Here is a 24,772-nt window from a genome sequence, read left to right on the forward strand (position 1 = left end):
GCTTTTCGACTGAAAACAGGGAATTTTCGCGATAAATACTTTGTTACCCCTGATGCGTTGTCACGCGGGCTACTAGATAATCGCGCGCTACGGGGATCAGCGTTCGTTGGTCCATTTTGACTTAGGTAGAGACTTGTCCGGATCCGATTGGGGAATCATTTTGACCCAGCGGAGTCGGAACAATGCTCGCCAACTTGGCAAGGGTGCCCTGAAAGGTCGGTTTTTTTGTACCGAATCCCTCACAGGCACTTCATCTGGCCGTTGGTTTATTGATCTGTTTTCGGCGAGGGTTGCTCGTGATTGTTAGTCCCTGTAATGCAGCAAAATTGTCTGCCAAACGCTTGCGCAGCGCTCTGGTAGCGGGCTCGGCAGTACTCTGCCTGCTCAGCGCCGGCCAGCTTTGGGCATTCAATCTAGACGATGTGTCGGCCAAGGCCAAAGAGCTGGCCGGGCAGAAATTCGAAGCCCCGCGCAGCAACCTGCCGAACGAATTCCGTGACATGAAGTTCGCGGACTATCAAAAGATTCGTTTCCGCACCGAAAAAGCCGAATGGGCCGACCAGAAGAACCCGTTCAAGCTGTCCTTCTATCATCAGGGCATGCACTTCGATACGCCGGTTAAAATCAACGAAATCACCGCGAACACCGTCGAAGAGATCAAATACGATCCGAGCCGTTTCGATTTCGGCGATCTGCAGTTCGATCCGAAGGCCACCGAACAACTGGGCTATGCCGGTTTCCGTGTGCTGTACCCGATCAACAAGGCTGACAAGCAAGACGAAATCATGACCATGCTGGGCGCGAGCTACTTCCGCGTCGTCGGCAAGGGGCACACCTACGGTCTGTCGGCCCGTGGTCTAGCGATCGATACCGCTCTGCCATCGGGCGAAGAATTCCCGCGTTTTCGCGAGTTCTGGATTCAGCAGCCGAAGCCGGGCGACAAGCACCTGGTGATCTTCGCTCTGCTCGATTCGCCGCGCGCCACCGGCGCCTACCGTCTGATCCTGCGTCCTGGCAGCGACACCATCGTCGACGTCAAAGGCCAGATGTACCTGCGTGACAAGGTTGGCAAGCTCGGCGTCGCGCCGCTGACCAGCATGTTCCTGTTCGGCGCCAACCAGCCGTCGAAAGTGCTCAACTACCGTCGCGAACTGCACGACTCCAGCGGTCTGTCGATCCATGCCGGCAACGGCGAGTGGATCTGGCGCCCTCTGAACAACCCTAAACATCTGGCTGTCAGCCAGTTCAGCGTCGAGAACCCGCGTGGTTTCGGTCTGCTGCAACGTGGCCGTGACTTCAGCCACTACGAAGACCTCGACGACCGCTACGACAAGCGTCCAAGCGCCTGGATCGAGCCGAAGGGTGACTGGGGTAAAGGTACCGTCGATCTGGTCGAGATCCCGACCGCCGACGAAACCAACGACAACATCGTTGCGTTCTGGAACCCGGAAAAACTGCCGGAGCCAGGCCAGCCGCTGGACTTCGCCTATCGTATGCACTGGACCATGGACGAAGCGGCGATTCACGCGCCGGACAGCGCCTGGGTCAAGCAGACCCTGCGTTCGACCGGTGACGTCAAGCAATCGAACCTGATCCGTCAGCCGGATGGCAGCGTTGCCTATCTGGTCGATTTCGAAGGCCCGTCCTTGGCGGCCCTGGCCCCGGATGCGGACGTTCGCAGCCAGGTCAGCGTCGGCGACAACGCCGAACTGGTCGAGAACAGCGTGCGCTACAACCCTGAAACCAAGGGCTGGCGCCTGACCCTGCGGATGAAGATCAAGGACGCGAGCAAGTCGACCGAGATGCGTGCCGCACTGGTGCAGAACATCGTCCCGGCCGATCTGGCCAAGACCTCGCTGCCGGCGTCCAACTCCTCGGTTGCCAAGGCCGACAAGGTCGCCGCCAAGCAACAAGAGAAAGCCGACAAGGAAGCCAAGGCCGCCGAAGCCAAACAGGCCGACGCCAAGCCAGCGACAGACGCCAAGGACAAGGCCAACAAAGACGCCAAGCAGCCAGCCGCTGCGGACGCGGCCCCAGCCACACCGGAATCGGCACCGACTGAAGAAGTCCTGACCGAGACCTGGAGCTATCAGTTGCCTGCCGATGAGTAACTCTCAAGTACAGCCAGAGACTCTGTCCGAGTACCTGGCGCATCTGCCGATGACCGACGAGCAGCGCGCGGAACTCGCGGGCTGCCAGTCCTTCAGCGAATTGCATGAACGCCTGTCGTCCTCGACGTTCGACGCGCCGACCGAAGCCGCCCAGGCTTCGGTCGGAAAGCGCCTGACCCTGAGCACCGCCGAAGAGCTGGAAGACGCGGAAATGCTGGGCGTAGACGCCAGCGGTCGAGTCCGCCTCAAGGCCACTCCACCGATTCGTCGGACCAAGGTCGTGCCGGAGCCATGGCGCACCAATATCCTGGTGCGTGGCTGGCGCCGCCTGACCGGCCGGACCAACCCGCCGCAACCGCCGAAAGACGAAAACGTGCTGCCGGCTGCGCGCTGGCGCACTGTCGGTTCGATCCGTCGCTACATTTTGCTGATCCTGATGCTGGGTCAGACCATCGTCGCCGGCTGGTACATGAAAGGCATCATGCCGTACCAGGGCTGGTCGTTCGTCGATCTGGAAGAAGTCCTGCATCAACCGCTGCTGCAAACCGCCACGCAAGTGCTGCCGTATGCGCTGCAGACCAGCATCCTGATCATGTTCGGGATTCTGTTCTGCTGGGTATCGGCCGGTTTCTGGACCGCGCTGATGGGCTTCCTCGAGTTGCTCACCGGTCACGATAAATACCGGATCTCCGGTAAAAGCGCCGGTAACGAGCCGATTCCGAAAGACGCGCGCACCGCACTGGTGATGCCGATCTGTAACGAAGACGTGCCTCGGGTGTTCGCCGGTCTGCGCGCGACGTTCGAGTCGGTGGCGGCCACGGGTGACCTGGATCGCTTCGACTTCTTCGTGCTCAGCGACAGTAACGACACCGATATCTGCGTCGCCGAACAGCAGGCCTGGCTGGACGTCTGCCGTGAAGCCAAGGGCTTCGGCAAGATCTTCTATCGCCGCCGTCGCCGTCGCGTCAAACGCAAGAGCGGCAACCTCGACGACTTCTGCCGTCGCTGGGGCGGTGACTACAAGTACATGGTCGTGCTCGACGCCGACTCGGTGATGAGCGGCGAGTGCCTGACCAGTCTGGTACGCCTGATGGAGGCCACTCCGGACGCCGGCATCATCCAGACCGCGCCGCGTGCCTCGGGCATGGACACGCTGTATGCACGCATGCAGCAGTTCGCCACTCGCGTTTACGGTCCGCTGTTCACCGCCGGCCTGCACTTCTGGCAGCTGGGTGAATCCCACTACTGGGGTCACAACGCGATCATCCGCATGAAGCCGTTCATCGACCACTGCGCCCTGGCGCCGTTGCCGGGCAAAGGTGCGTTCTCCGGTGCGATCCTCTCTCATGACTTCGTTGAAGCTGCGCTGATGCGCCGTGCCGGCTGGGGCGTGTGGATTGCCTATGATCTGCCGGGCAGCTATGAAGAACTGCCGCCGAACCTGCTCGACGAACTCAAGCGTGACCGTCGCTGGTGCCACGGCAACCTGATGAACTTCCGTCTGTTCCTGGTAAAGGGCATGCATCCGGTGCACCGTGCGGTGTTCCTGACCGGCGTGATGTCTTACCTGTCGGCGCCGTTGTGGTTCTTCTTCCTGGTGCTGTCCACCGCGCTGCTGGCGGTGAACACGCTGATGGAACCGCAGTATTTCATGGAGCCGCGTCAGCTCTATCCGCTGTGGCCGCAATGGCACCCGGATAAAGCGGTCGCACTGTTCTCGACGACCATCGTGCTGCTGTTCCTGCCGAAGCTGTTGAGCATCATCCTGATCTGGGCCAAAGGCGCGAAAGAGTTCGGCGGCAAGTTCAAGGTGACCCTGTCGATGCTGCTGGAGATGCTGTTCTCCATGCTGCTGGCGCCGGTGCGGATGATTTTCCACACCCGTTTCGTCCTCGCCGCGTTCCTCGGCTGGGCCGCGACCTGGAACTCGCCACAGCGTGACGACGACTCCACGCCATGGAGCGAAGCGGTCAAGCGTCATGGTCCGCAGACCCTGCTGGGCTTCCTCTGGGCGCTGCTGGTGATCTGGCTGAACCCGAGCTTCCTGTGGTGGCTGGTGCCGATCGTCGGTTCGCTGATGCTGTCGATTCCGGTGTCGGTGATTTCCAGCCGTGTGGGCCTGGGCCTGAAGTCCCGTGACGAGAGCCTGTTCCTCATCCCTGAGGAATACAATCCGCCACAGGCGCTGCTGGCCACTGATCAGTACACCCACGAAAACCGCTGGCATGCGCTGAACGACGGCTTTGTCCGCGCCGTGGTCGACCCGCAGCAGAACGCCCTGGCGTGCTCGCTGGCGACCTCGCGTCACGGTGAGGCCGAGCCGATCGAATGGCTGCGTCAGGAGCGTGTGCGTCACGCGATCAAGGTTGGCCCGGCCGGGCTGAACAACCATGATCGCCTGCAACTGCTGAGCGACCCGGTCGCCCTGGCCCGTCTGCACGAGCAGGTGTGGGCCGAAGGTCACGCCGAGTGGCTGGACGCGTGGCGGGCCTCGGTGAAAGCCGATCCCCATGCGCCGTTGCTGCCGCTCAAGCCTGTGAGCTTGCAGGCGCAACCGGCCTGATGAAGAACCCCGCGAAAGCGGGGTTTTTTTTGTTCTCGATTAAAGGCGCCTCTCACCCCGGCCCTTGATTGTTAAACAAATCGTCCATTAAACCTTGTGCAAAAAATCGAGTGCGTTAGCATCCGTCCCCGAATTGGCGCACCCGGACAATCTTGTCCACCTCTGTCGGTTTTCGCGCCGCAAACGCAATGGTTTTGGGGACTTGAAGATGAAGAAGTATCTGTCGATGCTGCTGGTCGGCGTCACGGCACTGGTTGCAGTCAATGCGGCGCAGGCCGGCGCAATCGATGACGCGGTCAAGCGCGGCACCTTGAAAGTTGGCATGGACCCGACCTACATGCCGTTCGAGATGACCAACAAGCGCGGCGAGATCATCGGTTTCGAAGTCGACATCCTCAAAGCCATGTCCAAGGCCATGGGCGTCAAGCTGGAGCTGGTTTCGACCGGTTACGACGGGATCATCCCGGCGCTGATGACCGACAAGTTCGACATGATCGGCAGCGGCATGACCCTGACCCAGGAGCGCAACCTGCGCCTGAACTTCAGTGAACCGTTCATCGTGGTCGGCCAGACCCTGCTGATCCGCAAAGAGCTGGAAGGCACCATCAAGTCCTACAAAGACCTGAACACCGCCGACTACCGCATCACCTCCAAACTCGGCACCACCGGCGAAATGGTCGCCAAGAAGCTGATCGCCAAGGCCAAGTACCACGGCTACGACAACGAGCAGGAAGCCGTGCTCGACGTGGTCAACGGCAAGGCTGACGCCTTCATCTACGACGCGCCGTACAACGTGGTCGCGGTGAACAAGGTCGGCGCCGGCAAACTGGTGTTCCTCGACAAGCCGTTCACCTACGAGCCGCTGGCCTTCGGCCTGAAGAAGGGTGACTACGACAGCATCAACTTCATCAACAACTTCCTGCACCAGATCCACGAAGACGGCACCTACGATCGCATCCATGACAAGTGGTTCAAGAGCACCGAGTGGCTCAAGGACATGGAATAACTCCCGCTCGCCGATCGTTCCCACGTCGAGGCGTCGAACCGTCCGCGTGGGAATGCCGCCCGGGACGCTCCGCGTCCCTTCGCAAGCGTGACGCAGAGCGTCACAGGATGCGTTCCCACGCAGAGCGTGGGAACGAGCGAATCAGAGAAACATTCAATGAAACAGAAAAAAGCCCAATGGCCCTGGCACGTCCTGACCGTGCTGGTGCTGATCGGCCTGGCTGGCGCGCTGTATTACGCCACGTCGCTGATGTCCTACGAATGGCGCTGGAACCGCGTGCCGCAGTACTTCGCCTATCAGGCCGAGGAAACCCAGCGCGCCACCGACATTTCCACCGTCAGCGAACTGGTGCGCAAGGGCGGCAGCGCGCAAGTCACCCTGCGCAACGATGCCGGTGACGAGCAGCACCTGACCGTCGACGAAAACAGCCTGCAATTCGCCCAGGGCGACGATGTGGCCGAGGGCGACGTCGTGGGCGTGACCCGACATTGGGCGGCGGGGCCGCTGCTGTGGGGCCTGTGGACGACGCTTTGGCTGTCGGTGGTGTCCGGCGTGCTGGGCCTGTTGATCGGTCTGGCGACCGGGCTGTGCCGACTGTCGAGCAACCCGACCCTGCGAGACCTGTCGACGATCTATGTCGAACTGGTGCGCGGCACGCCGCTGCTAGTGCAGATATTCATTTTCTACTTCTTCATCGGCACGGTGATGAACCTGTCCCGGGAGTTCGCCGGGATCGCCGCGCTGTCGCTGTTCACCGGCGCCTACGTGGCGGAAATCATCCGTTCCGGCGTGCAGTCGATTGCCCGTGGGCAGAACGAAGCCGCCCGTTCGCTGGGTCTGAGCGCTGGCCAGTCGATGCGTCATGTGGTGTTGCCGCAAGCCCTCAAGCGCGTGCTGCCACCGCTGGCCGGACAGTTCATCAGTCTGGTGAAAGACACCTCGCTGGTGTCGGTGATCGCCATTACCGAGCTGCTGAAAAGCGGTCGTGAAGTGATCACCACCTCGTTCTCGCCGTTCGAGATCCTGTTCTGCGTTGCCGGCCTGTACCTGTTGATCAACCTGCCGCTGTCGAAAATCGCCAGTCGGCTTGAGCGGAGGCTCGCGCAAAGTGATTGAAGTCCGCGATCTGGTAAAAGTCTTCGACACCCGTGGGCAGGTGGTGCGCGCGGTGGATAACGTCAGCACCAACGTGGCCAAGGGTGAAGTACTGGTGGTGATCGGCCCGTCCGGTTCCGGCAAATCGACCTTCCTGCGCTGCCTCAATGGTCTGGAGGAATTCGATTCCGGCTCGGTGAGCATCGACGGCCTGCAACTGGCCGACCCGAAAACCGACGTCAACGCCTACCGCCGCGAAGTCGGCATGGTGTTCCAGCATTTCAACCTGTTCCCGCACATGACCGTGCTGGAAAACCTCTGCCTGGCGCAGAAAGTCGTGCGCAAGCGTGGCCAGAAGGAAAGCGAGGCCAAGGCCCTGGCGTTGCTGGAAAAGGTCGGCATCGCCCAGAAGGCCCGCGAATATCCTTCGCGCCTGTCCGGCGGTCAGCAGCAGCGCGTGGCGATTGCCCGGGCGCTGGCGATGGACCCGAAAGTCATGCTGTTCGATGAGCCGACCTCGGCCCTCGATCCGGAAATGGTCGGTGAAGTGCTGGACGTGATGAAAAACCTTGCCGTGGAAGGCATGACCATGGTCTGCGTGACCCACGAAATGGGCTTTGCCCGGGAAGTGGCGGATCGGGTGCTGTTCTTCGATCACGGCAAACTGCTGGAAGACGCCTCGCCGGCCGAGTTCTTCGATGCACCGAAGGATCCTCGGGCCCAGGCTTTCCTGCGCCAGGTTCTCTAAGCGCAGGGCAAAAAAAATCGCAGCCATTGGCTGCGATTTTTGTTTGCGCGGTTTAAACCTTGAAGCGTCCCACCAACGTTTGCAGGTGAGTACCCAGGCGCGCCAGCTCGACGCTGGAGGCCGCTGTCTCTTCACTCGCCGCCGACGTCTGGTCCGATACATCCCGCACGTTCAGCACGCTGCGGTTGATCTCTTCGGCCACGGCACTCTGCTGCTCGGCCGCCGCTGCGATTTGCTGGTTCATCGCCTGAATCGCCGACACGGTGCGCGTGATGTTTTCCAGCGAACCACCGGCACGGCGGGTCAGCTCCACGCTGCTCTGGGTCAGTGTGCGGCTGTTGTCCATGATCGTCGCCACTTGCTGGGTGCCGTTCTGCAGGCCGACGATCAGCTCTTCGATTTCTTCGGTGGACTTCTGGGTGCGCTGGGCGAGGCTGCGCACTTCGTCGGCGACCACCGCGAAACCTCGTCCGGCTTCACCGGCACGGGCCGCTTCGATGGCGGCGTTGAGGGCCAGCAGGTTGGTTTGCTGGGCCACAGACTTGATCACATCGAGGACGCTGCCGATCTTGTCGCTTTCGCGCTTGAGCTCGCCCATGGCTTCGGTGGAGTGGCCGACTTCAGTGGCCAGGCGTTCGATCTGGGCGATGGCTTCACCGACCACCTTGTCGCCTTCGCGGGCCTGCTGGTCAGCGGCGACGGCCGCTTCCGAAGCTTCCTCGGCGTTGCGCGCGACTTCCTGCACGGTGGCAGCCATTTCGTTCATGGCGGTGGCGACCTGATCGGTCTCGACTTTCTGATTGTTCACGCCGGCGCTGGTCTGCTCGGTCACGGCCGACAGTTCTTCGGCGGCGCTGGCGATCTGGGTGACGCCGTCGCTGATCCCGCCGATCAAGTCGCGCAGGCCTTGGGTCATGCTCTGCATCGAACGCTGCAACTGGCCGAGTTCGTCGCGACGCTGGGAGATCAGGTTGTGGGTCAGGTCACCGGCGGCCACACGCTCGGCGACTTTCAGGGTTTGCTCCAGCGGAATGATGATCTGCCGGGTGATCGCCCAGGCGGCTAGCAGGCCGAAGGCCACGGCCAGCAGGGTGGCGATCAGCAACTGGTTCTTGGCGCTGGCGGCATCGGTGTCACGCACGATGGTCTGGGAGTCGGTGAGTTTCTTGCTGATGTCCATCAACAGGTCGCCCTGGGTCGACATGCGGGCCAGCGCCTTGGCGCTGGCAACCTGCGAATCACGGAACTGGCTGACAGCGGCGCGATAGGCTTTCAGCGACTCGGTGGCCTGTTGCAGGTTGGCGATATGCTGTTCCGGCAATTTGGCCGGCAGGGTCTCGAGGTTTTTAAGGGCGTTGTCGATGGCGTCGAGGGCCGGTTGTTCGGCCTCGGCCTTGGCGCTGTAGGTGTAGCCGCGCACCTGGAAACGGGCCTGCTGGATCAGTTTGCTGAGGTCGATCACCGCGTTGAACTGGGCAACGCTGTCGCCTTGCAGCATGGATTTCTCGACTTCGGCGACTTTGGCTACGGCATTGTCGGCGGTGGCGCCGAGTTTGCTGCGGGCGTCTTCGCGCAGGGCAGTGGCCTGGGTCATGTCGGCGAAGGCGCGCTTGTATTCGGCAACGGCGGCCAGTTGCTGATCGACCATCGCCGCGTCGGATGGTTGTTCGATCAGGCTGCGAGCAGTTTGCAGGCCACTGTCGAGTTTGCCGAGCAGGTCGTTGACTGTGCCCGGGCCTTGTTCGCCACGACGCATTTCGTAGTCCAGACGCGCCAGGCGCAGGTCCTTGGTCAGCTCGTTGAGGCTGGAGATGAAACCGAGTTTGTCACCGCGGCTGATGATGCCGCTCATGCCGGTCCAGCCGGTGAAGGTGATCAACAGGGTCAGCAGCAACACCAGGCCGAAACCGATGCCCAGCTTGCGTTTGACGCTGACGTTTCCAAGATTCTCGGCTAACCAACGGTACATGCGACGACTCCCCTCGGACCACTAATTGGACTTATGGAGACTGTATCGGCTGAGTGATGGCAATCTGTAACGCAATTTGTCTGGCGCCGAAGGGCGCCAGAGCGGTTCAGAACAGGCGGGCGAGCAGGGCAGTGACGGCGGTTTCGACCCGCAGGATGCGATCGCCGAGTTGCACCGGTTGCAGGCCGGATTTGCCCAGCAGGTCGATTTCGTAGGGAATCCAGCCACCCTCGGGGCCGATGGCCAGGGTCACCGGTTCGTTCAGGGCACGCGGGCAGGGCGGGAAGTTGCCCGGATGGCCGACCAGGCCGAGGGTGCCGTCGGTGATGGCCGGCAGGCGATCTTCGACGAACGGCTTGAAGCGCTTCTCGATGATGATTTCCGGCAGCACGGTATCGCGGGCCTGTTCGAGGCCGAGGATCAGATTCTCGCGAATCGCCTCCGGTTCGAGAAACGGCGTCTGCCAGAAACTCTTCTCGACGCGATAGCTGTTGACCAGAATCACCTTCGATACACCCATGGTCGCCACGGTCTGGAACACCCGACGCAGCATCTTCGGGCGTGGCAGGGCGAGTACCAGGGTCAGCGGCAGCTTGGCCGGCGGTGGCTGATCGAGGGTGACCCGCAGTTCGGCTTCGCCCGCTTCCAGGCGCAGCAGCTCGGCAGAGCCCATCAACCCGTTGATGCGTCCGACCCGCAGGCTGTCGCCGACTTCCGAGCGGTGGACTTCCTGCATGTGGGTCAGGCGTCGATCACGCAGCACGACGCGGTCGGCCGCAATGAAATCGGCCTCTTCGAGCAACAGCAGGTTCATGGCTGCGTCGCTGGCGGCTGGTCGTTGTGGTCGTCGACGGTTTCGTCCGGTCGCTCGCGCTTGCTGACCAGGCTGCCGAACAGGATGCCGACTTCGAACAGCATCCACATCGGCACGGCCAGCAGGGTCTGGGAGAAGATGTCCGGCGGGGTCAGGATCATGCCGACCACGAAGCAGCCGATGATCACGTACGGGCGGATCTTCTTCAGGTATTTGACGTCGACCACGCCGATCCACACCAGCAGCACCACGGCCACCGGGATTTCAAACGCCACGCCGAAGGCAAAGAACAGCGTCATGACGAAATCGAGGTAGCTGGTGATGTCGGTCATCATTTCCACGCCGGCCGGGGTGGCCGAGGCGAAGAACTTGAAGATCAGCGGGAACACGAAGTAATAGGCGAATGCCATACCGGTGTAGAACAGCAGGATGCTGGAGATCAGCAACGGCACTGCGACACGTTTCTCGTGCTTGTACAGGCCCGGCGCGATGAAACCCCAGATCTGGTGCAGGATCACCGGGATCGCGAGGAACAGCGACACCATCATCGTCAGCTTCAGCGGCGTCAGGAACGGCGACGACACGTCGGTGGCGATCATCGTCGCGCCGGCCGGCAAGTAACTGCGCAGCGGCGTCGAGACGAAGGTGTAGATCTGCTGGGTAAAGGCGAACAGCCCGGCGAAGATGATGAAGATCGCCGCGACGCAGCGCAGCAGGCGGGTGCGCAACTCGGTGAGGTGCGAAACCAGCGGCATGTGCTGGTCGTTTTCGGGGAGATCGCTCATGGGGCTCGCGGCGGCAAAGTGGTGTCTTGGGGCGCCGGTGTGGCTGGCGCAGCGGCTGGAGCAACAGGTTCAATCGGCCTCATCACCGGTGCAGCCTCAGCGGCTGTGGCAGAAACGTGTTCGACGCTCGCTGTCGGCGCATGAATCGTTTGCTCCGCAACGGGAGCCACTGGCGTCTGCTCTGCAATCGGCGGCACTGGTGTCGGCTCTTGCTGGGTCGGCGTGAAAATCTTCCGCGCCTCCTGCTCCAGCGACAGAATGTGTTCGTTGTGCAGTTGCCGACGGATTTCGTCGGCACCGATTTCACGTTCAACTTCCTGTTTGATCGCGTTGAAGCTGCGCTTCAGTCGCCCGACCCACAGGCCAGCGGTGCGTGCAGCGCCCGGCAAACGCTCGGGGCCCAGCACCAGCAGGGCAACGAGGCCGACGAGCAGCAGTTCAGAGAAGCTGATACCAAACATTAGTCAGTGCTCACACGTCTTTGCGGATCGGCTCTTCGACTTTCTGCGCCTGCACGTCGATGGTGTGCGGCGGGTTGGCCTGAGCGGTGGCTTGCGGTTGAACCGGTGGCACCGGTTGCGCAGGCGTGACGGTCGGATCGGCCGGCTTCTCGTCGTCGTTCATGGCTTTACGGAAGCCCTTGATCGATTCGCCGACGTCGGTGCCAAGGTTTTTCAGTTTCTTGGTGCCGAACACCAACACCACGACAACCAGAATGACGATCCAGTGTTTCCAGTCAAAAATGCCCATGTTGCTGTTCCTCTCTAATAGTTGTTCAGGCGGACGGACGCGAGGCTTTCTCGACGTGTCCGGACAGACCGAAGCGACGATCCAGCTCGTCGAGTACAGCCTGCGGATGCTGCCCCAGTTGGGCGAGCATGACCATGCTGTGAAACCACAGGTCGGCGGTCTCATAGATCACGTCGCTGCAGTCGCCACTGACGGCGGCGTCCTTGGCGGCAATGATCGTTTCGACCGATTCTTCGCCGACCTTTTCCAGAATCTTGTTCAAGCCCTTGTGATACAGACTGGCTACATACGAGCTGTCGGCAGCAGCGCCCTTGCGCTCTTCAAGCACCTGAGCGAGGCGGGTCAGGGTGTCACTCATGTTTGTGTCCTGCGGAATAGATTGCGTGCGGGTCTTTCAAGACCGGGTCGACCGTTTTCCAGTCGCCGTTTTCGAAGACGCGGTAGAAGCAGCTCTGACGGCCGGTATGGCAAGCGATGTCGCCAATCTGTTCGACCATCAGGATGATCACGTCGGCGTCGCAGTCCAGGCGCATTTCATGCAGGGTCTGCACATGGCCGGACTCTTCGCCCTTGCGCCACAGCTTGCCACGGGAACGTGACCAGTAGATTGCACGGTTTTCCGCGGCGGTCAGCTCCAGGGCTTCGCGGTTCATCCAGGCCATCATCAGCACGCGTCCGGTCTTGTGATCCTGGGCAATCGCCGGCACCAGGCCATCGGCGTCCCACTTGATCTCGTCCAGCCAGTTTTTCATCTTCGACTCCGACAGCGAACCCACACTTCAATAGTCGGGTTCAGGCGTTGAAACAGTGTGCCAGCCGATCGCGGAACTGGCTATCGGCGAACGACCAGATACAAGCCGACTGCCACCATGATCCCGGCGGGCCAATGCCCCAGTTCGTGCAACGGGCCACCGGCGGCGAGGATCGTGCCGCCCGCCAGATGGGCACTGCCGAGCAGGCGCAGGAACCAGTCGTCCTTGCGTTTGTGCCACGGCGGCGGTGGATCGTTGGCGTGGGGCTGGGACATGCGTTCGAGCAGGTCGCGGGCCATGTTGGCCAGGTGCGGCAGTTGTTCGAACTGGCTCTGGACGTTGCCGATCAAGGCTTTCGGGCTGACGCGCTCGCGCATCCAGCGTTCGAGGAACGGTTGCGCGGTGTTCCACAGATCCAGGTCCGGGTACAGCTGACGGCCCAGGCCTTCGATGTTCAGCAAGGTCTTTTGCAGCAAAACGAGTTGCGGCTGCACTTCCATGTTGAAGCGGCGCGCGGTCTGGAACAGGCGCATCAGCACCTGGCCAAATGAAATATCTTTTAACGGTTTTTCGAAGATCGGCTCGCACACGGTGCGGATCGCCGCTTCGAACTCGTTGAGCTTGGTTTCCGCCGGCACCCAGCCCGAATCGATGTGCAATTGCGCCACACGACGGTAGTCGCGCTTGAAGAAGGCGAACAGGTTGCGCGCCAGATAGTCCTGGTCTTCCGGGGTCAGGCTGCCGACGATGCCGCAGTCGATCGCGATGTACTGCGGGCTCCACGGGTTGACGGTGCTGACGAAGATGTTGCCCGGGTGCATGTCGGCGTGGAAGAAACTGTCGCGGAACACTTGGGTGAAGAAGATCTCCACGCCGCGCTCGGCAAGCATTTTCATGTCGGTGCGCTGGTCGGCGAGGGTCGCCAGATCCGTCACCTGAATCCCGTAGATACGCTCCATCACCAGCACTTTCGGCCGGCACCAGTCCCAATAGACCTGCGGCACGTAGAGCAGCGGCGAACCTTCGAAGTTACGCTTCAACTGGCTGGCGTTGGCCGCCTCGCGCAACAGGTCGAGTTCGTCATAGATGGTTTTTTCGTAGTCGCTGACCACTTCCACCGGGTGCAGCAGGCGGGCGTCGGCGGAGACCTTTTCGGCAGCGCGGGCGAGGATGAACAGCCACGCCAGATCCTGCGCGATGATCGGCTTCAGGCCCGGGCGGATCACCTTGACCACCACTTCTTCGCCGGTCTTCAACTGTGCGGCGTGCACTTGCGCGACCGAGGCCGAGGCCAGCGGTTCGACGTCGAAGCGGCTGAACACCTCGCTGATCTTCTTGCCCAGCTGTTCTTCGATCAGCTTGACCGACAGCTGCGAATCGAACGGCGGTACGCGGTCCTGCAACCGCATCAGCTCATCGGCGATGTCTTCCGGCAGCAGGTCGCGGCGGGTCGAAAGGATCTGCCCGAACTTGATGAAGATCGGCCCCAGGTCCTGCAACGCCAGGCGCAGGCGTGCACCACGGCTCAGGTCCAGCGGCTTGCGCGGGAACCAGCGCCACGGCAAGGCGTAGCGCAGCGCCAGCAGGAACCACGGCAATGGCAGATCGAACAGCAGGTCATCGAGGCGGTAGCGGATCACGACGCGCTGGATGCGCAACAGACGGCGGACGGCGAGCAGCTTCATGCGTTATCGCTTGGGTCGAGGGATCGGGAAAGGCGCTCGAAGCGCGCCTCGAGACGTTCCAGATCGAGTTTGATCCGGTCCAGTTCGCTGAAACGGGCTTCGGCTTCGCGCTGCCCGACGAGGGTGCGCGATTCTTCGGCCAGGTATTCGGCGAGGTTCTGGTTGAGGCTGGCAAATCCTTGTTGATACCAGCGGGCGCGGCTGCGCAGGTGACCGCCGACCAGTTGCGTGGCGACCGGGCCCAGCCAGCGCGAGAGTTCGTACTCCCAGTCCAGCTCAAGGTCCTGCAGCACGCCCGCCAGTTCCAGCAGCACGCCGCTGTCGCCGTCGAGTTCGACTTCCGGTGCGTGCAGCACCCCGGTCTTGTCCTTGCTCAGGGCCAGTTTCACCAGGCTCGAAGCCGGGGCGCGCAGGGTGCAGTCGACGCCGGTTTCCCAGTGGGACGCCAGCATCAGGCCTTCATCGCTCGGCAGGATGAACAGTTGCAGCGCCGGGCTGCGGCAATCCACGGCAATCACCTTGCCGGTCAGATGCGCCAGTCGCGGCAGCGCCGTGCTGTCGAGACGCAGCACCCGGTTCAGGCCGAGTTCGACGCTGGCGAGCAGCCCGGTCAGCAGCATCAGGGTTTGATGCCACGGTGCAGGGCGACGATGCCTGCGGTCATGTTGTGATAGGTCACGCGGTCGAAACCGGCGTCGACCATCATCGACTTCAGGGTTTCCTGATTCGGGTGCATGCGGATCGATTCAGCCAGGTAGCGATAGCTTTCCGAGTCGTTGGTGATCAGCTTGCCCATCAGCGGCATGAAGGCGAACGAGTAGGCGTCGTAGGCCTTGGACATCAGCGCGTTGGTCGGCTTGGAGAACTCCAGCACCAGCAGGCGGCCGCCGGGCTTGAGTACGCGCAGCATGGATCGCAGGGCGTCTTCCTTGTGCGTCACGTTGCGCAGGCCGAAGGCGATGGTCACGCAGTCGAAATGGTTGTCCGGGAACGGCAGTTTTTCAGCGTCCGCCTGGACGAATTCGACGTTGCCCGACACGCCGACATCCAGCAGGCGGTCACGACCGACCTTGAGCATGGATTCGTTGATGTCCGCGAGAACCACCTGACCGGTCGGGCCGACCAGGTGCGAGAATTTCTTGGTCAGGTCGCCCGTGCCGCCGGCGATGTCCAGCACGCGGTTGCCGGCGCGCACGCCCGACAATTCGATTGCGAAGCGCTTCCACAGACGGTGCATGCCGCCCGACAGAAGGTCGTTCATCAGGTCGTACTTGGCGGCTACGGAGTGGAACACCTCAGCGACTTTTTCCGCTTTCTGGCTTTCCGGAACGTTTTTGAAGCCGAAGTGAGTGGTGGGTTCGGCATCGCTGCCTTTGCGCTGATCAGTCATATCGCTGTCACCAAAAGAGAATGCGCGACATTCTAATCCCCAAGCCATGCTTTGTCTTGGAATGGCTAAAGGTAAGATGGGCAACCTTCGGGACGATTTGCCGCAGTGGCGGTCAAGATTCGTTGCAGGCATTCATAGCCCCATTCAAAAAGCAGGAGTCATTCAATGGCCCATATCAGTGTTGAGCGTGCCCACAGCCTGGGCAAGGAAGTTGCCCGCGAGAAAGCCGACAAGCTGGCGCAGAAACTGTCCGATCAGTATGGCCTGGAGCCGCAGTGGGCGGGTGACACCCTGAACCTCAAGCGTTCGGGCGTGAAAGGCGCGGTGCATGTGGCCGAGGACTCGATCCGGGTCGACGTGGAACTGGGCCTGATGATGTCGGCCATGAGCGGCATGATCAAAGCCGAGATCGAGAAGGCGCTGGACAAGGCGCTGGTCTGAACAGAACAGAGGGGGAGCTTCGGGCTCCTCTTTTTCTTTGTGGTGCACCTGCCTTTTATGTCAGTTGTTAGGGTGCCGTTTCTAATTTTTCTCCCTACTTTGTGCCTGAGCCCGACACACGTCCGGGCAGTTCCTCAAACCTTCTGCGCGTGAGGTGCACCATGGCCAAAGTTATTTTGAAGAAAAAAATCGACGCCTCGACTTCTGCTCTGAGCGACGTCAAATCCTATGCCCGCAAGATCTGGCTGGCAGGCCTGGGTGCCTACACCAAGGTCGGTCAGGAGGGCAGCGAGTACTTTCAGGAGTTGATCAAGGCTGGTCAAACTGTTGAAAAGAAAGGCAAAAAAGTCGTCACCGAAAAACTCGAAGCGGCCAATGCCGAGATCGACGAAGCCAAGAGCGAAGTCAGCTCTTTCAAAGGCCGCGTCGAAGTTCAGCTCGACAAGGTCGAGAAGGCGTTCGACACGCGTGTCGCCAGTGCCTTGAATCGTATCGGCATTCCGTCTAAACATGACGTTGAGGCACTCTCTGCTAAGCTCGATGAGCTGACGGCATTGCTCGAACGCGTCGCGCGTAAATCTTAAGGAGAACGGGATGGCTGGTAAAAAGAACACCGATAAAGAAGGCAGCTCGTGGATCGGGAAAGTCGAAGACTACTCCCGCAAGATCTGGCTGGCTGGTTTAGGCGTGTACTCGAAGATCGACACTGACGGCAGCAAGCTCTTCGATACATTGGTCAAAGACGGCGAGAAAGCCGAGAAGCTCACCAAGGCTGCAGTCGGCAAGACAGTCGATGCTGCCAAGGATTCTGCAAACTCGGCCAAATCGCGTATCAGCGGCGTGAAAGATCGCGCGCTGGGCACGTGGGATCAACTGGAAGGGGCTTTCGACAAGCGCCTGAACAGTGCGATTTCGCGCCTGGGCGTACCGAGCCGCAACGAGGTGAAGGATCTGCACAAGAAGGTCGATACCCTGACCAAGCAGATTGAAAAGCTCACCGGCCTGAAAACCCAACCTGTGGCGGCCAAAACCGCAGCAGCCAAACCGGCGGCAAAACCTGCTGCCAAGCCATTGGCCAAGGCTGCCGCCAAACCAGCAGCTAAACCAGCGGCCAAAACCGCAGCCGCCAAGCCCGCAGCGAAAGCCGCGGCCAAACCGGTTGCCGCCAAGGCCGCCGCGAAACCTGCTGCAAAACCAGCGGCCAAGCCAGCAGCGAAAACCGCTGCCGCCAAACCCGCTGCCAAGCCTGCCGCCAAACCGGCTGCGGCGAAAAAACCAGCAGTGAAAAAACCGGCCGCGCCGAAAGCCGCTGCGCCGAAACCGGTGACCACACCGGCAGCACTGGCAAGCACGTCGAACTCCGCCTCGGCTCCAACCCCGGCGCCTGCTCCGACTGTTGCATCGACCCCGTCGACGCCGACCAGTCAGTCCTGATTTTCAGGGCTCAAGAAAACGCCCGGCCTGTGAAGGTCGGGCGTTTTTGTTTGGTCGGTCACTCGTGATCTTCGAGGTATTGCAGAGCCATTCTCTCCGTCGCCACCTTCACCGGCGGCAACAGGTGCGGCGCCACCAGCATCATGATCTGGTACACCACCAGCCGCACTTCCCCCTCGCGATCGAGAATCCGCTGATAGTCCAGCGAGAACAGCAAGGTCATGGTGATCTGCTCGACCAGTTGCCCCAGCGCCTGGGTATCACTGACCAACTGCCCGGACGCCTTCAATCGCGCCAGCAATGACGCCAGCGTGCGCTTCAGGACGTTGAGAAAGTTGCGAATGCCCTTGGCCAGCTTCGGCAGCCGTCCGGCCAGGTTCGACAGGTCCTGGAACAGGAACCGGTACTGCGCCAGGCGCTCGACGATCAAGTGCAGGAACAGCCAGTAATCCCCCGGCGCCAGCTCTACATCCGCAGGCGGGTCGAGCAGCGGAGCCAGTTCGTTCTGGAAGCGCTCGAACAACCCGAGAATCAGCGGCTCCTTGCCGTGAAAGTGGTAGTAGAGGTTGCCGGGGCTGATCCCCATTTCATTGGCAACCTCCATGGTGGAGACGTTCGGCTCGCCCTTTTCGTTGAACAACTGCAGGGCACATTCGAGGATCCGTTCGCTTGTTTTCATCCAGTCTTCTTAAAGGGCGGTTGGGGCCGGTCAGCGCACACGCACGTAAGTGCCGGGCGCCGCCTCCATCGGTGGATAGTTCGCGTTGCCGAGGGCCATCTGGGTTTCGCGCAGGGTGCCGGAGCGCTGCTGAACCCATTCCAGCCACTGCGGCCACCAGCTGCCGTCGACTTTTTTCGCGTCGTAGTACCAGGCGCGCGGGTCGCTGCTCATCTTGCCGTTTTCGACGTAGTTGGCCTTGGGGTTGCTCGGCGGGTTGAGAATGCTCTGCACATGGCCGCTGTTGGACAGCACGAAACGCCGCTCGCCACCGAGCAGCAAGGTCGAGCGATACACCGCGTCCCATGGCGTGATGTGGTCGTTCATGCCGGCCACGCTGAAACTGTCGACCGTGACTTTCTGCAGGTCGATCGGCGTGCCGCAGACTTCCAGGCCGCCCGAATGAATCAGCGGGTTGTGCTTGAAGAAGTCCAGCAGATCGCCATGAAATGCAGCGGGCAGACGGGTGCTGTCGTTGTTCCAGTAGAGGATGTCGAACGCCGGCGGCTCCTTGCCCAGCAGGTAGTTGTTGACGAAGTAGCTCCAGATCAGATCGTTGGGACGCATCCAGGCGAACACCTTGGCCATGTCGCGACCGTCCAGCACGCCTTTCTGATAGGAGCGGCGCTTGGCCGCTTCGAGGGTCTGTTCATCGGCAAACAGCGTCGCCGGAGAGTCGATCTGGCTGTCGAGCAGGCTCACCAGATAGGTCGCGCTGGAGACCCGCCGCAGTTGCCGCTTGGCCTGCAAGTGCCCCTGCAACGCGGCGATCGTCAGCCCCCCGGCGCAGGCGCCCATCAGGTTGACTTCGCGGGCGCCGGTGATCGCCCGGCAGATGTTCATCGCTTCTTCCACGGCTTCGACGTAGGTCGACAGCCCCCATTCACGATGGCGCACATCCGGGTTGCGCCAGCTGATCATGAAGGTCTGCAAGCCGTTCTTCAGGGCGTACTGGACGAAGCTGTTGTTCGGGCTCAGGTCGAAAATGTAGTACTTGTTGATTTGTGGCGGCACCACCAGCAGCGGTTTCGAATACTGCTTTTCGCTCATCGGCTTGTACTGGATCAGCTCGAGCATTTCGTTGCGAAACACCACCGAGCCGGTGGTGGTGGCGACGGTCTTGCCGACTTCGAAAGCCTGCTTGGTCACCTGGCGCGGCAGGCCATCGTTGTGCAACAGATCATCGAACAGATGGCTCAGCCCGCGCACCAGGCTGTGGCCGCCGGAGTTGAACAGCTCCTTGATCGCCAGCGGATTGAGCAGTGTGTTGGAGGGCGAAACGGCGTCGTTGATCAGGGAAAAAGCGAAGTGCGCACGGGCGCGATCGTCATCGCTCATGCTGCTGTCGTCGATCCAGCTCTTGACCTGTTTCTGCCAGCTCAGATAAGCCTGCAGGCTCCGGCGGTAGAACGGGTTGAGGCTCCAGGCCGGGTCGGCGAAGCGGCTGTCATTGGGGTTGGTCGGGTGCAGGGTTTCGCCGAGCAGCACGCGTCCGAGCGCGCCGCCGAGTTTCAACGCGTGCCTCGCGCTGTGAATCGGGTTGCGCAGGCCGTGGGCGGCTACGCTGCGCAACGTCGAAATCAGGTCGCGGCCACGCAGGCCGGTCATTGCACTTTGTGCATTGATGAAAACGGCAGGACTAGGCACTACGCCCGTCGCTGGTTTGTCGCGCATGACTCAACACTCCTTCGTCTTCAGGTCAAAAACAAACACACCGAACCAGAACACCATAGACGCTGTTGCGGGTTGTTGCCTGCGCGGCGTCCTGCCACGCACTTTGAAAAGGCTCTGCAAGGAGCTGTCCAGAAAGCCGGACCGGGCCGGTTATCCGCCCAGCGGTGTCGGGTGGGGGTGCATCACTGCACGAAGACGTTCCTCCTGGAGGAACTTCATGATGATCGGCGCCACGGCTTCGGCCCGGGTGATCAGGAACAGATGACCGTCATCGATGATGTGCAACTGGGCGTTGGGAATCCGCCAGGCCAGCATGCGCATGTTGATCAGCGGGATCAGCGGATCGTCGTCACCGGCCAGCACCAGGGTCGGCTGATGGATCTTGTGCAGCCAGTGAATGCTGGTCCAGCCAAGGCCCGCGAACAGTTGCCAGTAGTAGCCGAGCTTGCCCGCCGAACGCACCTTGGCCGCATGGCTGGCGGCGAGTGTCGGGTCGCGGCGGAACGAGCCGCCGTAGATCATCGGGGCGATGCGGATCACATGGGACGGCTGGATGTAGCGCCGTGGACTGGCCATCATCCACAGCACCTTCGGCTTGCCCGGCACCATCACCGCGCCCGCCGCCGTCGCTGCCAGTACCAGCTTCTTGCAGCGCTCGGGATAGTCATAGGCGAACTGTTGCGCCAGCGCACCACCCCAGGACACGCCGATCACGTTGACCTGTCCGTAGTCGAGGTAGTCGAGCATCCGTGCAGTGAGTTTCGCCAGTCCCGGAAAGCGATACGGTCGTCTCGGCGTCGAAGAACCACCGACACCGGGCACGTCGAAGGCGATCACTTCCAGGTCCGGATCCAGCGCCGCGACAAAAGGAAACACCAGCTCCAGGTTGGCGCCGATGCCGTTGAAAATCAGCAAGGGCGTCAAGTGAGGCTTGCCGGGGCGAACCGCCGTGCGGATGGTCTGGCCATCCAGCTCGACAGTACGAAAGATGAACGGTTGCGGCATGCTTCAAGGCCCTGTGGGTCGCAATCTCAGTGTTCACCTCACTCCCCGGAGGGAGTGAGGTGTATCGGTTACCGCTCGTGTACGTAAGTGCCCGGCGATGCTTCGCCTGCCGGATACGCTTTGTTGCCCAGTTTCGTCGGTGCCTTTTTCAGCTCGCCCGAACGCGCCGCTTGCCACGCCTGCCAGTGCAGCCACCAGGAATCGGCATGCTTGGTCGAGTTTTCCTGCCAGTCATCGGCATTGGCGGTCATTTCGTCGCTGGTCATGTAGCGCGATTTCGGGTTGCCCGGCGGGTTCAGAATGCTCTGGATATGCCCGCTGCTCGACAGCACGAATTCCACCTTGCCGCCAAACAGCTGCGCCGACTTGTAGCAGGACTTCCACGGGGTGATGTGGTCGTTGGTGCCGGCCAGCGAGAAGATGTCGGCGGTCACCTGCTTGAGGTCGATCGGCGTGCCGCACACTTCCAGTGCATCGGGGCGGATCAGTGGGTTGTTTTTGAACATCTCGATCAGGTCGCCGTGGAACGCGGCCGGCAACCGGGTGGTGTCGTTGTTCCAGAACAGGATGTCGAACACCGGCGGCTCGTTGCCGAGCAGGTAGTTGTTGACCCAGTAGTTCCAGATCAGGTCATTCGGGCGCATCCAGGCGAAGACCTTGGCCATGTCTTTGCCTTCCAGCACGCCGGCCTGATACGAATGGCGCTTGGCGGTCTCCAGGGTCTGCTCGTCGACGAACAGGGCGACGTCGCTGTCCAGGGTGGTATCGAGCACGCTGACCAGCAGGGTCAGGGCGTTGACCTTGTTCTCGCCGATCGCCGCGTAATGGCCGAGCAGGGCGGTGCAGGTGATGCCGCCGGAGCAGGCGCCGAGCATGTTGACGTCCTTGCTGCCGGTGATCGCGGTAACCACGTCGACCGCTTCCTTGAGGGCTTCGATGTAGGTCGAAAGGCCCCACTCGCGCTGTTCCTTGGTCGGGTTGCGCCAGCTGACGATGAAGGTCTGCACATTGTTGCGCAGGCAGAAACGCGCCAGGCTCTTGTCCGGGCTCAGGTCGAATACATAGAACTTGTTGATCTGCGGCGGCACCACCAGCAGCGGTCGCTCGTGCACTTGCTCGGTGATCGGTTTGTACTGGATCAGCTCCAGCACGTCGTTGCGAAACACCACCGCGCCTTCGGTCACGCCCAGGGTCTTGCCGACCTCGAACGCGCCCATGTTGACCTGGCTCGGCATGCCGCCGTTGTGTACCAGATCCTTGGCCAGATGCGAGAGGCCGTCGAGCAGGCTTTTGCCGCCGGTCTCGAAGAAACGTTTGACCGCCGCCGGGTTGGCCGCCGTGTTGGTCGGCGCCATGGCTTCGGTCATCAGGTTGATCACGAAGTGGCCGCGCGCAATGTCCTTGGGCGAGAGGCTGCTGTCGTCGATCCAGGCATGGAGTTCCTTGCGCCATGCCAGGTAGGTTTGCAGGTAACGTTTGTACAGCGGGTTCTGACTCCACGCCGGATCGGCAAAGCGACGGTCATCGCCAGCCGGTTGCAGTTCTGATTTGCCGAACAGCACGTTCTTCAATTCGAGGCCGAAATGAGTGACGTGTTTGACGCTATGGATCGGTTGTTTGATGGCCTGGGTCAGCACCATTCGAGCAGAGGCCAGCAGATCCTTTCCGCGAAGCCCAACGACAGGATTCAGCCCCAGGGTGTTTTCCGAGGCTTGGTACTTCAAATCATCGTTATTCTTGTTACTCATCTACGACGCTCCATTGTCCTGAGACGAGTACCCGGTTTTCTGCTGTGCAGTTCCACAGCCAATGCCAGGTACTACTGCTCGGGTGACCGTTGATTCTGCATAGCTGCTTTACAGTCGTAGAGCACTGCAGGGAACTTGCCAGCTCCATTGGTTACCCGAGTTTAATTTTTTTCGCAAGCAGCCGATCCCGGGCCGCTTTAGCGGAGCATTCAAACAGATGAATTTAGAAAATGCCCTCTAAACAGTCCGAGGCGCGGACTAGAGCATCAGCTTGACGACGGACTCGTCCGGGTCGCGGGTTTTGCCGGCGGCTTTGAGCTCGGCCAGATAATCCGCCCAGAGTGCGTCATAACGTCGCCCCAGTTCGTAGAGATAATCCCAGGTGAACAGGCCGCTGTCGTGACCGTCGTCGAAGGTCAGTTTCAGTGCGTACTGACCGGCCGGTTCTACCTTGGTCAGGCCGACGTGCAGCTTGCCGAATTGCAGGATCGGTTTGCCATGACCCTGGACCTCGGCGGAGGGGGAATGCACACGCAGGAATTCGGCGGGCAGGGTGTACTCCTCGCCGGACGCGTATTTGAGCGACAGGGTTTTCGAGGCTTTGTGCAGTTTGATGTCGGTGGGGAGTTGGGTCATTGCCGGCGTTCCGTCAGGTGAAAAAAATTGTGGGAGCCGATGGCTCCCACAGTTTCACGACCACTGTCAGTATGGCTTACAGGATATAACGGGACAGATCTTCGTTCTGCGCCAATTCACCCAGGTGGCTGTTGACGTACTCGGCGTCGATCAGGATCGCCTTGTCGTCATGGGCGCTGGCCAGGTCGCCGGCACTGAACGACACCTCTTCCAGCAGGCGCTCGAGCAGCGTGTGCAGGCGACGGGCACCGATGTTCTCGGTCTTCTCGTTGACCTGCCAGGCAATCTCCGCCAGACGCTTGATGCCGTCAGGCTGGAACTGGATGTTCAGGCCTTCGGTCTTCAGCAGCGCGCAGTATTGCTCGGTGAGCGAGGCGTGCGGTTCGCTGAGGATGCGCTCGAAGTCTTCCGGGCTCAGGGCCTTGAGTTCGACGCGGATCGGCAGACGGCCTTGCAGTTCAGGCACCAGGTCGCTCGGCTTGCTCAGGTGGAACGCACCGGAGGCGATGAACAGGATGTGGTCGGTCTTGACCATGCCCAGCTTGGTGTTGACGGTGCAGCCTTCGATCAGCGGCAGCAGGTCGCGTTGTACGCCTTCACGGGACACATCGGCGCCGCCGACATTACCGCGCTTGGCGACCTTGTCGATTTCGTCGATGAACACGATACCGTGCTGCTCGACCGCTTCCAGGGCCTTGGCCTTCAACTCTTCTTCGTTGACCAGGCGGCCGGCCTCTTCATCGCGCACCAGTTTCAGCGCTTCCTTGACCTTGAGCTTGCGAGACTTCTTCTTGCCCTTGCCCATGTTGGCGAACAGGGACTGAAGCTGGTTGGTCATCTCTTCCATGCCCGGCGGCGTGGCGATCTCGATGCCGGCCATTTCGGCGACTTCGATCTCGATTTCCTTGTCGTCCAGCTGACCTTCGCGCAGGCGCTTGCGGAACAGCTGGCGGGTGTTGGAGTCCGGGCTCGGCGCTTCTTCGTTGCTGAAGCCCATGCGTGCCGGCGGCAGCAGCGCGTCGAGGATACGGTCCTCGGCAGCGTCTTCGGCGCGGTGGCGAACGCGGGTCATTTCCTGCTCGCGCAGCATCTTGATCGCGGCATCGGCCAGATCACGGATGATCGATTCGACGTCGCGGCCGACGTAGCCGACTTCGGTGAACTTGGTCGCTTCGACCTTGATGAACGGCGCGTTGGCCAGCTTGGCCAGGCGACGGGCGATCTCGGTTTTACCGACACCGGTCGGGCCGATCATCAGGATGTTCTTCGGGGTCACTTCAACACGCAGCTCTTCAGGCAGCTGCATGCGGCGCCAGCGGTTGCGCAGGGCAATCGCGACGGCGCGTTTGGCATCGTCCTGGCCGATGATATGGCGATTGAGTTCGTGGACGATTTCGCGGGGAGTCATGGACATAATAATTGACGGTCCTCAAGCAGAAACAAGCCGT

24 protein-coding genes and 1 pseudogene are annotated in these 24,772 nt (G+C 61.2%); 8 read left to right on the top strand and 17 right to left on the bottom strand.

The genetic code is table 11. The features are described 5' to 3' along the window. Positions 1-296 precede the first annotated feature (296 nt). The 5 genes from AC07VV_RS17040 (at position 297) to AC07VV_RS17060 (ending at position 7,523) form a co-directional block, all read left to right on the top strand. Entirely contained in the window at positions 297-2,111 is a 1,815-nt protein-coding gene (locus AC07VV_RS17040; RefSeq protein WP_495036889.1) for a glucan biosynthesis protein G, read from the top strand. Continuing rightward, entirely contained in the window at positions 2,104-4,674 is a 2,571-nt protein-coding gene (gene mdoH / locus AC07VV_RS17045) for a glucans biosynthesis glucosyltransferase MdoH (RefSeq protein ID WP_495036890.1), read from the top strand. The genes AC07VV_RS17040 and mdoH overlap by 8 nt, the downstream gene beginning before the upstream one ends. 208 nt (positions 4,675-4,882) lie before the next feature. After that, entirely contained in the window at positions 4,883-5,680 is a 798-nt protein-coding gene (locus AC07VV_RS17050; RefSeq protein WP_085711037.1) for a transporter substrate-binding domain-containing protein, read from the top strand. A gap of 156 nt (positions 5,681-5,836) precedes the next feature. Beyond that, positions 5,837-6,796, top strand: coding sequence for an amino acid ABC transporter permease (locus AC07VV_RS17055; RefSeq protein WP_249482686.1), 960 nt, complete (start codon positions 5,837-5,839; stop codon positions 6,794-6,796). Beyond that, positions 6,789-7,523, top strand: a complete 735-nt coding sequence (locus AC07VV_RS17060) for an amino acid ABC transporter ATP-binding protein (RefSeq protein ID WP_457382708.1) — start codon at positions 6,789-6,791, stop codon at positions 7,521-7,523. The genes AC07VV_RS17055 and AC07VV_RS17060 overlap by 8 nt, the downstream gene beginning before the upstream one ends. A gap of 52 nt (positions 7,524-7,575) precedes the next feature. Here AC07VV_RS17060 and AC07VV_RS17065 read toward each other — a convergent pair whose 3' ends face one another. The 11 genes and pseudogenes from AC07VV_RS17065 to ubiE form a co-directional block, all read right to left on the bottom strand. Beyond that, positions 7,576-8,448 (bottom strand): methyl-accepting chemotaxis protein, encoded by an 873-nt coding sequence (locus AC07VV_RS17065; protein ID WP_371858587.1) that lies wholly within the window; start codon positions 8,446-8,448, stop codon positions 7,576-7,578. Continuing rightward, positions 8,431-9,492, bottom strand: a pseudogene (locus AC07VV_RS17070) (methyl-accepting chemotaxis protein); the annotation flags it as partial. The gene AC07VV_RS17065 and the pseudogene AC07VV_RS17070, both read right to left, overlap by 18 nt. A gap of 106 nt (positions 9,493-9,598) precedes the next feature. Then, complete coding sequence (locus tag AC07VV_RS17075; RefSeq protein ID WP_493071416.1) at positions 9,599-10,306, bottom strand: 16S rRNA (uracil(1498)-N(3))-methyltransferase; 708 nt, start codon at positions 10,304-10,306, stop codon at positions 9,599-9,601. Beyond that, a complete protein-coding gene (tatC, locus tag AC07VV_RS17080; protein ID WP_493071414.1) occupies positions 10,303-11,091 on the bottom strand; it encodes a twin-arginine translocase subunit TatC in 789 nt (262 codons plus the stop codon). The genes AC07VV_RS17075 and tatC overlap by 4 nt, the downstream gene beginning before the upstream one ends. Continuing rightward, positions 11,088-11,552: a Sec-independent protein translocase protein TatB gene (gene tatB / locus AC07VV_RS17085; protein WP_495036891.1), complete on the bottom strand. Its 465-nt coding sequence runs from the start codon at positions 11,550-11,552 to the stop codon at positions 11,088-11,090. The genes tatC and tatB overlap by 4 nt, the downstream gene beginning before the upstream one ends. Positions 11,553-11,562: 10 nt before the next feature. Continuing rightward, positions 11,563-11,841, bottom strand: coding sequence for a twin-arginine translocase TatA/TatE family subunit (locus AC07VV_RS17090; protein ID WP_007952423.1), 279 nt, complete (start codon positions 11,839-11,841; stop codon positions 11,563-11,565). Positions 11,842-11,866: 25 nt separating this feature from the next. Then, the gene (locus tag AC07VV_RS17095) at positions 11,867-12,199 is read right to left on the bottom strand and encodes a phosphoribosyl-ATP diphosphatase (RefSeq protein WP_007952422.1); all 333 of its coding nucleotides are present in this window, start codon (positions 12,197-12,199) and stop codon (positions 11,867-11,869) included. Then, the gene (hisI, locus tag AC07VV_RS17100) at positions 12,192-12,593 is read right to left on the bottom strand and encodes a phosphoribosyl-AMP cyclohydrolase (RefSeq protein ID WP_007909357.1); all 402 of its coding nucleotides are present in this window, start codon (positions 12,591-12,593) and stop codon (positions 12,192-12,194) included. The genes AC07VV_RS17095 and hisI overlap by 8 nt, the downstream gene beginning before the upstream one ends. Before the next feature lie 80 nt (positions 12,594-12,673). Next, positions 12,674-14,278, bottom strand: a complete 1,605-nt coding sequence (gene ubiB / locus AC07VV_RS17105; protein WP_495036892.1) for a ubiquinone biosynthesis regulatory protein kinase UbiB — start codon at positions 14,276-14,278, stop codon at positions 12,674-12,676. After that, positions 14,275-14,898, bottom strand: a complete 624-nt coding sequence (locus tag AC07VV_RS17110) for a ubiquinone biosynthesis accessory factor UbiJ (RefSeq protein ID WP_495036893.1) — start codon at positions 14,896-14,898, stop codon at positions 14,275-14,277. The genes ubiB and AC07VV_RS17110 overlap by 4 nt, the downstream gene beginning before the upstream one ends. Beyond that, a complete protein-coding gene (gene ubiE, locus AC07VV_RS17115; protein WP_007952418.1) occupies positions 14,898-15,668 on the bottom strand; it encodes a bifunctional demethylmenaquinone methyltransferase/2-methoxy-6-polyprenyl-1,4-benzoquinol methylase UbiE in 771 nt (256 codons plus the stop codon). The genes AC07VV_RS17110 and ubiE overlap by 1 nt, the downstream gene beginning before the upstream one ends. 165 nt (positions 15,669-15,833) lie before the next feature. Between ubiE and AC07VV_RS17120 the strand changes: the two genes are divergently transcribed. The 3 genes from AC07VV_RS17120 (at position 15,834) to AC07VV_RS17130 (ending at position 17,543) form a co-directional block, all read left to right on the top strand. After that, positions 15,834-16,109, top strand: a complete 276-nt coding sequence (locus AC07VV_RS17120; RefSeq protein WP_085711042.1) for a polyhydroxyalkanoic acid system family protein — start codon at positions 15,834-15,836, stop codon at positions 16,107-16,109. A gap of 161 nt (positions 16,110-16,270) precedes the next feature. Then, a complete protein-coding gene (locus AC07VV_RS17125; RefSeq protein WP_096819932.1) occupies positions 16,271-16,693 on the top strand; it encodes a phasin family protein in 423 nt (140 codons plus the stop codon). 10 nt (positions 16,694-16,703) lie between these two features. Next, a complete protein-coding gene (locus AC07VV_RS17130) occupies positions 16,704-17,543 on the top strand; it encodes a phasin family protein (protein ID WP_273538711.1) in 840 nt (279 codons plus the stop codon). A 58-nt stretch (positions 17,544-17,601) separates the two neighbouring features. Here the strand turns inward: AC07VV_RS17130 and AC07VV_RS17135 are convergent, their stop codons facing one another. The 6 genes from AC07VV_RS17135 to hslU form a co-directional block, all read right to left on the bottom strand. Then, on the bottom strand, positions 17,602-18,222 hold the full coding sequence (locus AC07VV_RS17135) for a TetR/AcrR family transcriptional regulator (protein ID WP_096819930.1): 621 nt from the start codon (positions 18,220-18,222) through the stop codon (positions 17,602-17,604). Positions 18,223-18,252: 30 nt separating this feature from the next. After that, a complete protein-coding gene (phaC, locus tag AC07VV_RS17140; protein WP_495036894.1) occupies positions 18,253-19,935 on the bottom strand; it encodes a class II poly(R)-hydroxyalkanoic acid synthase in 1,683 nt (560 codons plus the stop codon). A 150-nt stretch (positions 19,936-20,085) separates the two neighbouring features. Then, positions 20,086-20,940, bottom strand: a complete 855-nt coding sequence (gene phaZ, locus AC07VV_RS17145) for a poly(3-hydroxyalkanoate) depolymerase (RefSeq protein ID WP_085732561.1) — start codon at positions 20,938-20,940, stop codon at positions 20,086-20,088. 68 nt (positions 20,941-21,008) lie between these two features. Next, a complete protein-coding gene (gene phaC, locus AC07VV_RS17150; protein WP_495036895.1) occupies positions 21,009-22,688 on the bottom strand; it encodes a class II poly(R)-hydroxyalkanoic acid synthase in 1,680 nt (559 codons plus the stop codon). Positions 22,689-22,946: 258 nt separating this feature from the next. Then, positions 22,947-23,324, bottom strand: coding sequence for a gamma-butyrobetaine hydroxylase family protein (locus tag AC07VV_RS17155; protein WP_085711048.1), 378 nt, complete (start codon positions 23,322-23,324; stop codon positions 22,947-22,949). A gap of 76 nt (positions 23,325-23,400) precedes the next feature. Then, positions 23,401-24,738: an ATP-dependent protease ATPase subunit HslU gene (hslU, locus tag AC07VV_RS17160; RefSeq protein ID WP_096819927.1), complete on the bottom strand. Its 1,338-nt coding sequence runs from the start codon at positions 24,736-24,738 to the stop codon at positions 23,401-23,403. Between the last annotated feature and the right edge of the window lie 34 nt (positions 24,739-24,772).

This window comes from Pseudomonas sp. GW821-FHT02C04 (genome assembly GCF_059421845.1).

What these genes read in the sequence shown, in the direction of transcription:
- mdoH (WP_495036890.1), top strand. Translation starts at nt 2,104, where the DNA reads ATGAGTAACTCTCAAGTACAGCCAGAGACTCTGTCCGAGTACCTGGCG.
- AC07VV_RS17050 (WP_085711037.1), top strand. Translation starts at nt 4,883, where the DNA reads ATGAAGAAGTATCTGTCGATGCTGCTGGTCGGCGTCACGGCACTGGTT.
- AC07VV_RS17055 (WP_249482686.1), top strand. Translation starts at nt 5,837, where the DNA reads ATGAAACAGAAAAAAGCCCAATGGCCCTGGCACGTCCTGACCGTGCTG.
- AC07VV_RS17065 (WP_371858587.1), bottom strand. Translation starts at nt 8,448, where the DNA reads ATGCAGAGCATGACCCAAGGCCTGCGCGACTTGATCGGCGGGATCAGC.
- AC07VV_RS17075 (WP_493071416.1), bottom strand. Translation starts at nt 10,306, where the DNA reads ATGAACCTGCTGTTGCTCGAAGAGGCCGATTTCATTGCGGCCGACCGC.
- tatC (WP_493071414.1), bottom strand. Translation starts at nt 11,091, where the DNA reads ATGAGCGATCTCCCCGAAAACGACCAGCACATGCCGCTGGTTTCGCAC.
- tatB (WP_495036891.1), bottom strand. Translation starts at nt 11,552, where the DNA reads ATGTTTGGTATCAGCTTCTCTGAACTGCTGCTCGTCGGCCTCGTTGCC.
- AC07VV_RS17090 (WP_007952423.1), bottom strand. Translation starts at nt 11,841, where the DNA reads ATGGGCATTTTTGACTGGAAACACTGGATCGTCATTCTGGTTGTCGTG.
- AC07VV_RS17095 (WP_007952422.1), bottom strand. Translation starts at nt 12,199, where the DNA reads ATGAGTGACACCCTGACCCGCCTCGCTCAGGTGCTTGAAGAGCGCAAG.
- hisI (WP_007909357.1), bottom strand. Translation starts at nt 12,593, where the DNA reads ATGAAAAACTGGCTGGACGAGATCAAGTGGGACGCCGATGGCCTGGTG.
- ubiB (WP_495036892.1), bottom strand. Translation starts at nt 14,278, where the DNA reads ATGAAGCTGCTCGCCGTCCGCCGTCTGTTGCGCATCCAGCGCGTCGTG.
- AC07VV_RS17110 (WP_495036893.1), bottom strand. Translation starts at nt 14,898, where the DNA reads ATGCTGCTGACCGGGCTGCTCGCCAGCGTCGAACTCGGCCTGAACCGG.
- ubiE (WP_007952418.1), bottom strand. Translation starts at nt 15,668, where the DNA reads ATGACTGATCAGCGCAAAGGCAGCGATGCCGAACCCACCACTCACTTC.
- AC07VV_RS17120 (WP_085711042.1), top strand. Translation starts at nt 15,834, where the DNA reads ATGGCCCATATCAGTGTTGAGCGTGCCCACAGCCTGGGCAAGGAAGTT.
- AC07VV_RS17125 (WP_096819932.1), top strand. Translation starts at nt 16,271, where the DNA reads ATGGCCAAAGTTATTTTGAAGAAAAAAATCGACGCCTCGACTTCTGCT.
- AC07VV_RS17130 (WP_273538711.1), top strand. Translation starts at nt 16,704, where the DNA reads ATGGCTGGTAAAAAGAACACCGATAAAGAAGGCAGCTCGTGGATCGGG.
- AC07VV_RS17135 (WP_096819930.1), bottom strand. Translation starts at nt 18,222, where the DNA reads ATGAAAACAAGCGAACGGATCCTCGAATGTGCCCTGCAGTTGTTCAAC.
- phaC (WP_495036894.1), bottom strand. Translation starts at nt 19,935, where the DNA reads ATGCGCGACAAACCAGCGACGGGCGTAGTGCCTAGTCCTGCCGTTTTC.
- phaZ (WP_085732561.1), bottom strand. Translation starts at nt 20,940, where the DNA reads ATGCCGCAACCGTTCATCTTTCGTACTGTCGAGCTGGATGGCCAGACC.
- phaC (WP_495036895.1), bottom strand. Translation starts at nt 22,688, where the DNA reads ATGAGTAACAAGAATAACGATGATTTGAAGTACCAAGCCTCGGAAAAC.
- AC07VV_RS17155 (WP_085711048.1), bottom strand. Translation starts at nt 23,324, where the DNA reads ATGACCCAACTCCCCACCGACATCAAACTGCACAAAGCCTCGAAAACC.
- hslU (WP_096819927.1), bottom strand. Translation starts at nt 24,738, where the DNA reads ATGTCCATGACTCCCCGCGAAATCGTCCACGAACTCAATCGCCATATC.